The organism is Daejeonella sp. (assembly GCF_046590655.1).
Taxonomy (GTDB): Bacteria; Bacteroidota; Bacteroidia; order Sphingobacteriales; family Sphingobacteriaceae; genus Daejeonella.
Genome location: NZ_JBKJUM010000042.1, coordinates 1 through 13,283, shown reverse-complemented (window position 1 = coordinate 13,283; position 13,283 = coordinate 1). Strand labels below are relative to the sequence as shown.

The following is a 13,283-nucleotide window of genomic DNA, read 5'->3' as shown; positions in this document are numbered from 1 at the left end:
CCCAAAGGTGTTGTTAAGTTTAAAATCTTATATCTATGCAAAAACGCATCCTTGTGATCGATAATGACCAGGATATTCTCGAGGCGGTTGAAGCGGCTCTTTCGTTGGAAAACTATTCAGTTGATACAAGCCCTATTGTCGAAGACATATTTCAGATGATACATGATAAAAACCCTGATCTGATATTGATCGACTACCTGCTTTTTGGAATCAATGGCGGTGAACTTTGCCATATGATAAAAAACGAACCCAGCACTTCACATCTTCCAGTTATTATTTTTTCGGGCTACCCAAAGGTTATCCAATCACTCGGTACTTATGAATGCGACGCGTTTATCAGCAAGCCTTTCGATCTGAAGAATTTTATGGCGGTTATTAAAGAGTGTTTGGCTAAAGGAGTCAAGGAGTCAACCGATGATTAAAAGGATTTAAATGTTATTAACGAGCTTGAATTAGTTAATTTCTATGTCCATATGGCAATTTCCAAACTTTCTGGTTTAGAACAGGTGACAGGCGTTATAGGAAACCTTTTAAGGCTTTTTGCCGGGGGCTGAATCGCACGTTAGAGTCAAAGAACATACCCTTCGAAAAGCGATTGCTGACTGGTCTGCAAGGGTCTACAAATAGTATCTGCTTTGGTGCATTTTGCTCCGTAAATAGCAACACAACTCCTGCCAAAAAAACCTGAATACAGCGGAAACCGGCCTGCGGGAAATGCCTGGAAAGTTTACATTTCAACTCATCAAACTAAACTCTGTATGAAACTTCCCCCGAACAATATTTTCAGTAATTTTGGACTTCCTTTTTGAAATACACAATTATGCCCAACAAAAAATATAAAGTAGCGGTTGTACAGGTTAGCTTGAACGATATTCCTCAAAATAATCTGAAGAAATGCCTTAAGTGGGTGAGGGATGCGGCACTGCAGGGAGCAGAAGTAATTTGTATTCCTGAACTCTACAGTTCGCACTATTTCTGCCAGGATGAGGATACTAATGCCTTCGCCCTGGCAGAGCCATTATACAGCACTTCATTTACTGCATTTAGTGCGCTGGCAAAGGAACTGGGTATTGTTGTTATCGTCCCTTTCTTTGAGAAAAGGATGGCAGGTATTTACCATAACAGCGCTTATATTATTAACACGGACGGCACTGAGGCGGGGCTTTACCGAAAAATGCACATCCCCGACGATCCGCATTTTTACGAAAAATTTTATTTTACACCAGGGGATATTGGCTTTAAAACTTTTCCCACTAATAAAGGAAATATCGGAACGCTGATTTGCTGGGATCAGTGGTATCCTGAAGCCGCACGTTTAACGGCACTGCAAGGCGCAGAGGTTCTCTTTTATCCTACGGCAATTGGATGGCATCCTAAAGAAAAAGATGAATATGGTGAGAAACAGCAGAACGCCTGGATGACGGTCATGAAAGGCCATGCTGTTGCCAACGGCGTTTATGTAGCGGCGGCTAACCGAATCGGCCTGGAACAATACGTTCCTGGAACTGACGGAATCCAATTTTGGGGATCGTCATTTATTTGCGGACCGCAGGGCGAAATCCTTGCACAAGCTTCAGAAGATAAAGAGGAAATTCTTATTGCAGAAATTGATCTTGACCTGCAAGAAAATGTAAGGCAGAATTGGCCGTTCTTTAGGGATCGCAGAATCGACTCCTACGAAGATCTTACTAAAAGAGCCCGTTGATATGAAATCTTCAAACAGAAGGTTTCCTGCAGAATGGGAAGAGCAGCAAGGTATTTTACTTTGTTTTCCTCACAGCGGGAAAGACTGGCCGGGAAAGTATGACGCTATTAAGTGGGATTTTGTTGAGTACATCAAAAAGATCAGTTTATATGAACAGGTTTTTTTAATTGTAGCTGATACAAAACAACAGAATAACGTAACTGAAATGCTGGGCGCAGCTCATGTAGATCTTCAAAAGGTTCGTTTTATAACCCATAAAACCAACAGAAGCTGGATGCGGGATTCAGGCCCGATCATTGTAAAAAATGGCGATCAACGGGAAGTTTTGAATTTCAATTTCAACGGTTGGGCTAAATACAAAAATTATCAGCTCGACAAGCATGTTCCGGCGAAAGTGGCTGCAGCTCTAAAGCTTCCTTTGACCCAGGTAATCTACGAAGGAAGTCCGGTTGTCCTCGAAGGCGGAGCGATCGATGTCAATGGAAAAGGAACCCTGTTAACTTCAGAGGAGTGCCTGATGCATCCGAGTATCCAGGTTAGGAATGCGGGATTTACTAAAGCTGATTATGAAGCAGTTTTTAAGGAATACCTTGGAATAACGAATGTGATTTGGCTCGGCGATGGTATTGAAGGAGATGATACCCATGGACATATTGATGATCTTTGCCGGTTTGTAAATGAGGATACAATAGTCGCAGTTGTTGAATCTGATGCAAATTCTTCTAATTACAAAGCACTTCAAGATAATTTTAAGATATTACAAAACGCCAGGCTCGAAAACGGACAAAAGCCAAAAATCGTTACCCTTCCTATGCCCCAAAAACTGGAGTTCGAAAATCTTAGTCTTCCAGCGAGCTATGCAAACTTTCTGATCTTAAATAATTGTGTTTTAGTTCCAACATTCAACGATCCGAACGACAGACACGCACTCAATATTATTGCAGATTGTTTCCCCGGACGGGAAGTCATTCCTGTTTGTGCGATTGACTTAATATGGGGGTTTGGCACGCTTCATTGTTTGAGTCAACAGATACCGCTTTAGAGCCAGGAACCAAGAACCAAGAGTCAGGACTAGGTCACCCCCCACAACTATTGAGAAATTTAAATTAATGAAACCCCAATCTTGATTCCTGATTCCTGGCTCTTGGTTCTCACAAAAGCAAACTATCAATCCTATGCGCATGGACAATATTCTCGCAAGGCGACCAAGTGAAAATTGTGAAAATACCGTCCTGAGAAGCCACAAGTGCAATAGCGTCTTTTTGGTCGTGGACAAATTGTGCAGCCGACATGTGCCTTGTTCCTCCGCTCATTGCCGGATTTACGATGACACCATCACCTCCAATTATAGGTTCAGTGATCAGCACACGCTCAACCCGGGAACTGCCTTCAGTGCGGCCAATCTTTGCTCCAAAAGCGAGTACTTCATGTTTATCCGTAATAACGGTTGCCCCATCAATAGCTGTGAGTCCCGCAATGCTGTCTATTTCCCGGCTCAATTCTCCCTGCCAGATTCCATTACTCCAATTTTTAATATCCTGTCTCATCAGATCGGAAAGCCCTGAAAATGCTGGAGAAATCGAATATTTTATTGGATGAATAATTGAATCTCGCCATGAATCACTGCCGGAAGGCACTACCAGTAATGAGCCGCCGTGTTTGTGAGCTCTCATAGACGTAGCAATCTGTATCAGTACGTTGACGGAATTGTTTGGTGAGGCAGATGTGAATCCCAGAAGGGAGGTCAGTAATACAGGGCAATCCGGAAGATTTCGGCTATCCTCATCAACAACTTTGATTTGGTCGCCTGTTAAAACAACAATATTTGTAAACTTTCCAAACCCATTAGATCGGCGATGTTTAATGACCAAAAGCCCTGGCTCCGATACATCGAGAACAAAGCAGTAATTCGGAATTTTATGAGTGGTTCCCCATATATATAAACCGTCCTGATCATACCAAACGCCGAGATGAACACCAGGCCGTTCAACTCCGGGACCGAGTTTTGTAAGGACGTTTGGACTGAATGTTAGCTTATGCTCAAAACGCAGAGGGAAGCCCGCTTGTTCAGGCGACAAGAACGCGATGGAAACCTTAGGCGAATTTCCTTCCTCCCTTCTTAAGCTTGCCCAAAATGCAGTATCTAAGATCTGTTCAACATGATGTGCAGAAGGAACCGATGCTATATCTTCTTCCCCTTTTTCTACAGCTCTGTCAAGATGCTGTGAGAAAATATTAACTACTGTATCGGCCACAGAAGCAGCAGCTTTATAGGTAGATCCCTCGGAAATATTTTTTAGCTGAGTCATGCAATAATTTTTAAAGCGGCTGATTTATGTTCTAATATACACTTCATATTTTTTGATTTGTAACTCGGAAAGTATCTTATAAGATTTCACTCTAGCATGATGATCGTGGATCATACCTGCTATCATAATCTCATCAACACGGGTATCATCGGCGAAAGCCTGAATCTTTGTTTTTATCGTTTCTGCACAACCAATAAAAGTATAGCTTAACATCTGCTTTACCGCGTTTCGTTCGGCTTCATTCCAAACAGAATCCATATTATCAACCGGGGGTTGAAGTGTTGTTCTGGTCCCTTTAATGATGTTCAGGAAAGCCATATACAGAGATGTTGCTAAACGCTGAGCCTCTTCATCCGAATCAGCGGCAATCACATTTACGCAAGCCATAGCGTACGGTTCTTGCAGCACCTCGGAAGGTCTAAAGCTTTCTCTATAAACTTGTAAAGCAGTAAAAAGGAGATTTGGAGCAAAATGGCTTGCAAATGAGAAAGGCAGACCCAGAATACCCGCTAGTTGCGCGCTGTAGGTGCTCGAACCCAAAAGCCAAATGGGAATATCCAGTCCTTCCCCGGGAATAGCTCGTACACCAGCGCCTGAATTCTCTGCAGACAGATATTCCCTAAGCTCGGCTAAGTTCTGAGCGAAATCTTCGCCTGCACCATCCAGATTTCGGCGTAACGCCATCGCCGTAAGCAGGTCTGTTCCAGGGGCACGCCCAAGACCAAGATCGATTCGTCCGGGAAATAAAGATTCAAGAGTTCCAAACTGCTCCGCAATTACTAATGGCGAATGGTTTGGCAACATAATACCCCCGGAACCAACCCGTATTTTAGAAGTTCCGCCCGCTACATGCGAAATGAGGATCGAAGTAGCCGAACTTGCAATGCCCGCCATATTGTGATGTTCAGCCATCCAATAGCGCCTATATCCAAAACGCTCAGCATTTTGAGCCAGATCCAGTGTATTTTTAAAAGAATCGGCGGGGGTTTTGCCGGAAACCACCGGTACCAAATCCAAAACAGATAAAGGCAGGGGCCTCCGATCTTCAGAAATATTTACCATTTTACCTCACAATTGACCTGAAAAAATACTTCAGGAATATTTGATAAAATTAAGATTTCGGCAATTAAAAGCTTTATCGGGCTATAATTTGAAAGTCAAAATAAACCCCTCTGATTGTCAAATTTTAGAGGGGAACTCCGGTTTTTCGTTGACGGAAAATCCACAAGTATTTAATATATTACATCCAGAGATTTTATTTAGCAGATATTTGTCGGAATGAATCTTCTTACAGACTTCGAGAACTGACTTCTAATAATTTACACTAAACTTATATTTTTACTTTGCCATATTAGCTAAACATGAAATTTAAAATCCTTGTAATCTCCTCAATAATCATTTCCTCGTTGTCGGTTACAGCTCAGCAGAAAAAATCACAAGCACCCATACAAAGCGGAGCATTGGCAAGGCCAAAGCTGGTGGTTGGCATTATGGTGGACCAAATGCGGTGGGACTTTTTGTACCGCTTTTATGACCGTTATGGAAATGGAGGTTTTAAGAGGATGCTTAATGAAGGCTTTTCTGTAGAGAATACCTATATCGATTATCTTCCAAGTGTTACAGGTGCGGGTCATACTACCGTATACACTGGTTCAGTTCCTGCAATTCATGGCATTGCTGGAAATGATTTTATCCTCCAGGCGACTGGCAGAACCGTGTATTGTGTCGAAGACAGCACCGTATCAACGGTGGGAAGCGGTAGTGTTGACGCGGGGCAGATGTCGCCACGCAATATGCTGACCACTACTATGACAGATGAGCTTCGGATGGCTACAAATTTCCGTTCGAAAGTAATTGCTATTGCTTCAAAGGACCGGGGAAGCATCCTACCTGGCGGACATAGCGCAAATGCTGCCTACTGGTATGATGGTACATCTGGAAACTGGATAACCAGCACCTATTACATGAATGCCCTCCCTGTATGGGTCAGTGATTTTAACGCACAAAAATATCCGGAAAAATACCTCAAACAGGACTGGAACACATTGTATCCGATTAATACTTATGTGCAAAGTACAAAAGACGATTCTCCGTACGAAGGAAAATTTGCGGGAACGGATAGCCCCACTTTTCCTGTAAAAACATCGGCGATGATTGGGCGCGGCTTGGGAGTCATAACCAGTACACCTTATGGCAGCAGCTTAACCCTCGATTTGGCAAGAGCTGCTGTCGAAAATGAACAGCTGGGAGCAGATGCAATTACCGACTTTCTTGCAATCAGTGTATCAACCCCAGATTATGTTGGCCATCAGTTCGGGCCCAATTCAATTGAAGTTGAAGACACGTACCTCAGGCTAGACCGTGACATGGCCACCTTTTTTACTTATTTGGATTCAAAAGTTGGCAAGGGTAATTACACTGTGTTTCTTACGGCAGATCATGCCGTACAACACAATGCGAATTATATGATTGGCAGCAAAATCCAGGCGGGTATTTTTCAAAGCGCAGCAGTTATGCAGGAGTTGAATATAGCATTGGAGAATGAATTTAAAGTAAAAAATGCCGTTCGAAGCTTCAGTAACTACAATGTAAGCCTGAACTATCCTGCAATGGAATCCGCCAAGACTAATCTGGCTGACATCAAAAAAAGAATTATTGAATTTCTTCAAAAAAAGGAGGGGGTTGCCTTTGTCGTCGATATGGAGGAGGCGCAAACTGTCAATATCCCGCATAATTATCGCGAACGCATTATCAATGGCTATAATCGTGAGCGAAGCGGAGTAATTCAGATTGTGCTGAAGCCCGCGTGGTATTCTGGCTCAGGCCCGACAGGTGCTACGCATGGAACTCTAAGTCCCGACGATACTCATATTCCATTTGTATTGATGGGATGGGGAATCAAACAAGGGAAAACGAATGTTCCGTATAATATGTCAGACATCGCCCCCACCATCAGTGGTCTTCTGAGGATTCAGGAGCCTAATGGGAACATTGGGAGAGCAGTGAATGAGGCTTTGAAATAAACAAAATTTACTAAATCAATTTATTAAATTAACTATGGCCTTTTAAATGACTACACCATTTACCTTGCTCTGTATACGGTCTGCACTTGTGCCAGTCATTATAGGCATCCTGATTAATACCGGATGCAAGGTTTATTCTGCTTTTTATGTAAAACCAGTCGATATAAATCGTACCTGGGCTGTATATAAGGCAGACAGTGAGGGTACAGCGTACTCTCTATTAGAACAGGTGAATATCGGAAATGTGAGTCAGCTTGGGTTAGCATGGACTTATAAGTTTAATGACGCTCCGCAAAATTCTAGAGGGGGGAACAGCGAGAGTAATCCTATCATAATTGACGGTGTAATGTTTACTATGTCGGCAAGACACCGTGTGTATGCTTTAAATGCCGCCACCGGCGAACACATTTGGTCCTTCGATCCCTTTAACGGTGCTGCCGGCGGTGGAGTTGGAAGAGGTGTAACCTACTATGAAGATGGGTCTGATAAAAGAATAATGTTCACTGGAGGCGACCAGCTTTTCTCAGTTAATGCAGCGACAGGAGAACTCATAACAAGTTTCGGCAATGGCGGAAAAGTCAGTATGAACATTGGTATGCGTGGTGATCCGGACAAAATATCCGTCATTCCTACCACGCCCGGTACTATTTACAAAGACCTATACATCATAGGTAATGAGGTTTCAGAATTATATGGTGCTGAACCCGGACATATACGCGCATATAATGTAAAGACAGGTGCATTGGTTTGGACATTTCACACCGTTCCCCAACCCGGAGCGGTAGGTTATGATACATGGCCAAAAGATGCCTGGAAATACGTTGGGGGTGCGAACAGCTGGGGCGGAATGACGCTTGATGAAAAACGTGGAATGATTTTTCTTTCCACTGGCTCCCCTACTTACGATTATTATGGAAAAGACAGGGTTGGTAATAATCTCTTTGGTAATTCTGTAGTCGCACTGGACGCACGTACGGGCAAATATATATGGCATTTTCAAACCATACATCATGATCTTTGGGATTATGATCTTCCCGCAGCTCCGAATCTGATTACAGTAATTCACAATAAGAAGAAAATAGACGCAATAGCGCAAACCTCAAAGCTTGGTTATATCTACACCTTTAATAGGGATACTGGTGAGCCGCTGTGGCCAATCGAAGAACGACCGGTTCCTGCTTCTGACATTCCCGGTGAAGTTACTTCATCGACTCAGCCTTTCCCAACCAAACCCAAGCCGTATGCGCGGCAAATAATTACCGAAGCTGATATTGCCTATTATTCCCAGGCATCTCACGATACGCTGATGAAACGGTTCAGATCGTTCAGATATGAAGGGCCTTTCACCCCCCCTTCTATCAAAGGGACCTTTATGATGCCCGGCAGTCGTGGGGGCTCCAGCTGGGGCGGCGGAGCGGTCGATCCTTTTAAAGGAATCATTTATGTTAAATCCAATGATTCGCCTGAAATCGCTACGATGAAAAAAGTCGTACAGAACGAAACTGCCAACCTGGGCGTTTATGCCCAGGGGAAGGCTTTATACAATACCTACTGCGTAGCATGCCATATGCCGGATAGGAATGGCGATGAATCCGGAAATCCCTCACTTTTAGCTATTGAAACAAGATTAAGTAAAGAAGATGCTTTAAACAAGATAAAAAGAGGTGGTGGAAAAATGCCTTCGTTCGCAAGTGTTATTTCTGGTAAAGAGGATGCGATAATTTCTTTTCTTTTTGATAAGGAATCCGCTGCGCCCCGTCCCGACCGAGAGCAGAGCTTCCTCAGGGAGATCGAAGTTAACATTGCAGCTAATAAGATCGCTGAAAAAATAGAAGACGATAAGTATTTAAATCTTACTGCTTATGGGCAGTTCAATGACAACGAAAGACGGCAAGGGATTAAACCTCCATTTGGGCAATTACACGCCATTAATTTAAATACAGGTGAGTTCGAGTGGACGGTAACTCTAGGTAATAGCCAGGAAAGTCAGTTACCTGGCGCAGCTGAAACCGGATCAAGCGGTTCAGCAGGTCCGCTTGTAACTAAAGGAGGCATGTTATTTATCGGTAGTACACGGGATCGTAAGTTTCGTGCAATTGATCAGAAAACAGGAAAAACGGTTTGGGAATATATACTTCCAGGAGTAGCTAATGCCAACCCAAGTACCTATTGGAGTAACGGTAGACAATATATCGCTATCAGTGTGGGAGGCGATGTTGCTAACCCGGCCGGATATATGATGGCTTTTGCACTACCTGAATCATGTTATTAAAGATGTTTGTTCATCAACACACCTGGACAGCGATAGATCTTGATTAGTAAATATTCGCAGGAAAACATTTATCCTGCGCTATCTGGTAATATTGACTACAAGCTTTATTTAAATCTATATTAAATATATGACGTTCAATTATTCGTTTGCAGTCAGAATTCTTTTCGCTGCTTTGTTTTTAAATGTGCCCCTATCGTATGCACAAAACAATCCTGTGCCCAAGCCATTGATCCCACCAAAAGCTTTGCGACCGGATATCAGAGTAGAGTATGTAATGGCTGTAGCCCCGAAATCTGTGCGTATCCTTTACGACGAATCGACCGGGCATGCCTACTTTACCTGCTATGATGGCGAAGTTTATCAGATAAAAAACCTGCTAAGCAAGAATCCGGTGGCAGTTAGAATTCTGAATGTAGAAGATCATAGCATCCCTCGTTTACAGGGGGGTGCCATCTATAAAAATACCCTGTTTTTAACCGGCAATACGAAAGTGAATAATGGCTTAGGCAATAAGGGGAGAATGGTTCGCTACGATTTAAGCGGAAAAGGCAAGCCTGCCATGTCGGTTGTGTTTAACACGGTTGAGTACGGCACGAATCGTACTGTATTTGATCATGGGTGGAATGCTTTAGAAATCAGTCCTGACGGCCAATACATCTTTGTAAATAGCGGCGCCCGTACTGACCACGGTGAGGTTCAGGATAATAATGGTGCCTGGCCAAATGCAAGGAACGGGGCACTTACCGCCAATGTATTCAGGATTCCGATTGACTCGAAGGACCTTGTTCTGCTGGATGACGAAGCAAAACTCAAAGCGGGGGGTTATATTTATGCAGAAGGAATTCGGAACGCCTACGATATAGGCTTCGACGGCAAAGGGAATTTATTTGGGGTATCCAATTCCTCAGACTACGATCATAATGAAGATATGTTCTGGATAAGAGAGGGCCGCCACTATGGTTTCCCATGGGTAATTGGCGGCATCGAAAATCCACAACAATATCCTGATTGGATTCCCAACCCTGATACAGATCCTTTCATTCCCCGCAGTGCTCACGCCTGGGCCGTAAGGTATTTTAGAAACGATCCCAATTTTCCTAAAATACCAGCCGGTGTTAAGTTTTCGCCGGGAATTCAAAACCTCGGACCGGATGCTAACGAGTACCGTGGCCATTCCGGGAAGATCCTGGATGGGGATCAAACCGGTGTTACTGTGAGCACTTTCACACCGCATAGCTCTCCACTTGCCTTATTCTTCGACAAAAAAAGTGCCCTGTCAAAAGATTTTAGGGGCGATGGATTTACCATCCGTTATTCGCTTGGATCACGCGCAGTTATGATGAAACCTTTCACAGAGCAAGGAGCTGATCTTCTCCATCTGGATCTCTCATACGATAAAATGACCGACAACTACTTTGTTAAGACAACGCGCATTGTAGAAGGCTTTAATGCTGCCACGGATGCTGTGCTGATCGGTAACACTGCCTATGTTATTGAGTACGGGGCTATGGGTGGTAATATATGGAAGATCATTTTTCCTAAATAATTAAACTGTGACGCCGCAAATACGGGTTCAAAAACCAATAAATCCAAATGAAAAAACTATCACTTGCCCTACTCGCAAATTGCTTTCTTGTCTTTGCAAGTTATGCACAAACGTATAGCATTGTAATACAAGGAGGTCATGTTATTGATCCAAAAAACAATATCAATGAGATAATGGACATTGCTATCAATGGCGACAAGATAGTACGCGTTGCCAAAAAAATTGACGCCAAGTCTGCAACCCAAATTGTCAACGCCGCCGGCCTGTATGTAACACCGGGACTGATCGATATCCACTCGCACAATTTTCATGGTATACGAGCCGGTGATCCAGTTCCTGATGGATTTACATTCAGAACAGGAATAACGACCACTGTTGATGCGGGAAGTTCAGGGTGGAAGTCATTTCCACGGTTTAAGGCTGAGACTATTGACAGATCGGAAACGCGTGTTCTTTCATGGCTGAATATTGTTGGAGAAGGATATAAGGGAGGTCAATTCGAGCAGGATAATGGAGACATGGATTCAAATCTTACCGCAGAGTTCGCGATAAAAAACAAAGACTATATAGTTGGTATTAAAACTGCACATTATAACCGCCCAGACTGGGTAGCTGTTGACAGAGCAGTTGGCGCGGGAAAGATTGCCAACATCCCTGTTATGGTTGATTTCGGGGGTACAGTGCCGGCACATTCGATTGAGGAATTATTTTTCAAACACCTCCGTCCGGGCGATATTTTCACGCATTGTTTTGCCGAACTTGGTGATTCCAGAGAATCTCTCGTGGATCCTAAAACAAAAAAGATCAAACCATTTGTGGTTGAAGCGCAAAAAAGAGGTATTGTTTTCGATGTGGGTTTTGGCGGAATAAGCTTTGCATATTCACAAGCCATTCCGGCACTTCAGCAAGGATTTTATCCAAATTCCATCAGCACTGATATGAATAAAGGGGCTACTAATGGTGCGATGAAGAATTTATTGGACGTCATGTCTAAATTTATTGCCATGGGTATGGATCTTCCTTCGGTTATTAAAGCTACAACACAAAATCCCGCTAAGGAAATTAACAGGGAAGACCTTGGAACTTTGTCGGTAGGATCCATTGCCGACGTTTCAGTATTCAACATGCGTGAAGGCAAGTTTGGCTTTTGGGATCATACTGGCTATAAAATGGATGCAACAAAGAAATTGGAATGCGAACTTACTTTAAGGGCGGGCAAAGTTGTTTACAATCTTAATGGGATAACGACTCCGGTAGTTTACCGCTAAAAGATGTATTTCTCATTGTAATTTTCTCATTGGCTTTACATATTTCCAATACTATATATTACATTCAGGCCTGAGTAATTAATATGATGAACATTTTCAACACAAAATATCTTTATTTCGCTGCCTTGCTGATCTTTAGCCGTTGCAGCCTGGCACAAACTGACAAAAGCAGAATTGATTTCGAAACATATAATCCCCCTTCTTCGCTGGTTGTGCCGGAGCATGTGATCACCCGTGCGAAATTTCCTTTTATTGATGTTCACAATCACCAGAATAATATGGGTTCTCAAAATCTTGGAAACCTGCTTTCTGAAATGGACAAGCTCAATATGCGGGTAATGGTCAACCTGAGCGGAAGGGGTGGTGAGTATCTTGCCTCCGCAGTTAAACATGTTTCTCAAACGACACCGAACCGCCTGGTGATCTTTACCAATATTTCATTTGATGGGGTTGGGCAGGAAGGATGGATCCAAAAAGCAGTTAAACAGCTCGAAGATGATGTTAAAGTCGGTGCAAAAGGACTTAAAATATTTAAAAGCCTTGGATTTTCCGTTAAGGATCAAAGCGGTAAAGTAATAGCTGTGGATGATGCAAGGCTCGATCCTATATGGGCAAAATGCGCTCAGCTGGGTATACCCGTATTGATCCACACCGCCGATCCAAAGCAATTTTGGGACAAGCCCGATGCAAATAATGAACGCTGGCTGGAACTTCTTACGCAAACTGGCAGAAACCGCAGCAGTTCGGATGGCTATTCATGGGAACAGCTTATTCAACAACAGCATAATCTGGTTAAGAAACATGCCAGGACCACCTTCATCATTGCACATTTCGGATGGTTTGCAAACAACCTGGATCATCTCGGGAAATTACTTGACACTTACCCGAACTTTAATGTGGAGTTTGGAGCAATCATCGCAGAATTAGGACGTCAGCCCAGGCGGGCAAAGCAGTTTTTCGATACATATCAGGATCGCATACTTTTTGGCAAGGATAGCTGGGTACCCAGCGAATATGCTACCTATTTCCGGGTGCTTGAAACAGAAGACGAATATTTTCCTTACCATAAAAAGTATCATGCTTATTGGAAAATGTATGGGCTTGGCCTCAGCGATCAGATATTAAAGAAAGTCTATTATAAAAATGCACTTCGTATTATC

General features: G+C 43.2%; 10 protein-coding genes. 8 read left to right on the top strand and 2 right to left on the bottom strand.

The annotated features are described in order from the left end of the window. The first annotated feature begins 35 nt into the window (after positions 1-35). The 3 genes from ACLL8Z_RS04795 (at position 36) to ACLL8Z_RS04785 (ending at position 2,747) form a co-directional block, all read left to right on the top strand. On the top strand, positions 36-422 hold the full coding sequence (locus ACLL8Z_RS04795; protein WP_411273625.1) for a response regulator: 387 nt from the start codon (positions 36-38) through the stop codon (positions 420-422). 398 nt (positions 423-820) lie between these two features. Then, positions 821-1,705: a carbon-nitrogen hydrolase gene (locus tag ACLL8Z_RS04790; protein WP_411273624.1), complete on the top strand. Its 885-nt coding sequence runs from the start codon at positions 821-823 to the stop codon at positions 1,703-1,705. 1 nt (position 1,706) lies between these two features. After that, positions 1,707-2,747: an agmatine/peptidylarginine deiminase gene (locus ACLL8Z_RS04785; RefSeq protein WP_411273623.1), complete on the top strand. Its 1,041-nt coding sequence runs from the start codon at positions 1,707-1,709 to the stop codon at positions 2,745-2,747. Between the two features lie 109 nt (positions 2,748-2,856). Here the strand turns inward: ACLL8Z_RS04785 and ACLL8Z_RS04780 are convergent, their stop codons facing one another. Then, positions 2,857-4,014 carry a putative sensor domain DACNV-containing protein gene (locus tag ACLL8Z_RS04780; RefSeq protein ID WP_411273622.1) on the bottom strand — a complete coding sequence of 386 codons (1,158 nt, stop codon included), beginning with the start codon at positions 4,012-4,014 and terminating at the stop codon, positions 2,857-2,859. A 24-nt stretch (positions 4,015-4,038) separates the two neighbouring features. After that, positions 4,039-5,076 carry an LLM class flavin-dependent oxidoreductase gene (locus tag ACLL8Z_RS04775; protein WP_411273621.1) on the bottom strand — a complete coding sequence of 346 codons (1,038 nt, stop codon included), beginning with the start codon at positions 5,074-5,076 and terminating at the stop codon, positions 4,039-4,041. Positions 5,077-5,375: 299 nt separating this feature from the next. Between ACLL8Z_RS04775 and pafA the strand changes: the two genes are divergently transcribed. From pafA to ACLL8Z_RS04750, 5 genes are all read left to right on the top strand, one after another. Then, positions 5,376-7,037 (top strand): alkaline phosphatase PafA, encoded by a 1,662-nt coding sequence (pafA, locus tag ACLL8Z_RS04770; RefSeq protein ID WP_411273620.1) that lies wholly within the window; start codon positions 5,376-5,378, stop codon positions 7,035-7,037. 46 nt (positions 7,038-7,083) lie between these two features. After that, positions 7,084-9,309: a PQQ-binding-like beta-propeller repeat protein gene (locus ACLL8Z_RS04765; protein WP_411273619.1), complete on the top strand. Its 2,226-nt coding sequence runs from the start codon at positions 7,084-7,086 to the stop codon at positions 9,307-9,309. A 127-nt stretch (positions 9,310-9,436) separates the two neighbouring features. Then, positions 9,437-10,855, top strand: coding sequence for a hypothetical protein (locus tag ACLL8Z_RS04760; RefSeq protein ID WP_411273618.1), 1,419 nt, complete (start codon positions 9,437-9,439; stop codon positions 10,853-10,855). Between the two features lie 47 nt (positions 10,856-10,902). Next, the gene (locus ACLL8Z_RS04755) at positions 10,903-12,123 is read left to right on the top strand and encodes an amidohydrolase/deacetylase family metallohydrolase (protein WP_411273617.1); all 1,221 of its coding nucleotides are present in this window, start codon (positions 10,903-10,905) and stop codon (positions 12,121-12,123) included. An 83-nt stretch (positions 12,124-12,206) separates the two neighbouring features. Beyond that, positions 12,207-13,283 (top strand): amidohydrolase family protein (locus ACLL8Z_RS04750; RefSeq protein WP_411273616.1); only part of this gene is annotated, 1,077 nt, incomplete at its 3' end.

Coding starts and splice junctions, on each gene's coding strand:
- ACLL8Z_RS04795 (WP_411273625.1), top strand. CDS start 36: ATGCAAAAACGCATCCTTGTGATCGATAATGACCAGGATATTCTCGAG.
- ACLL8Z_RS04790 (WP_411273624.1), top strand. CDS start 821: ATGCCCAACAAAAAATATAAAGTAGCGGTTGTACAGGTTAGCTTGAAC.
- ACLL8Z_RS04785 (WP_411273623.1), top strand. CDS start 1,707: ATGAAATCTTCAAACAGAAGGTTTCCTGCAGAATGGGAAGAGCAGCAA.
- ACLL8Z_RS04780 (WP_411273622.1), bottom strand. CDS start 4,014: ATGACTCAGCTAAAAAATATTTCCGAGGGATCTACCTATAAAGCTGCT.
- ACLL8Z_RS04775 (WP_411273621.1), bottom strand. CDS start 5,076: ATGGTAAATATTTCTGAAGATCGGAGGCCCCTGCCTTTATCTGTTTTG.
- pafA (WP_411273620.1), top strand. CDS start 5,376: ATGAAATTTAAAATCCTTGTAATCTCCTCAATAATCATTTCCTCGTTG.
- ACLL8Z_RS04765 (WP_411273619.1), top strand. CDS start 7,084: ATGACTACACCATTTACCTTGCTCTGTATACGGTCTGCACTTGTGCCA.
- ACLL8Z_RS04760 (WP_411273618.1), top strand. CDS start 9,437: ATGACGTTCAATTATTCGTTTGCAGTCAGAATTCTTTTCGCTGCTTTG.
- ACLL8Z_RS04755 (WP_411273617.1), top strand. CDS start 10,903: ATGAAAAAACTATCACTTGCCCTACTCGCAAATTGCTTTCTTGTCTTT.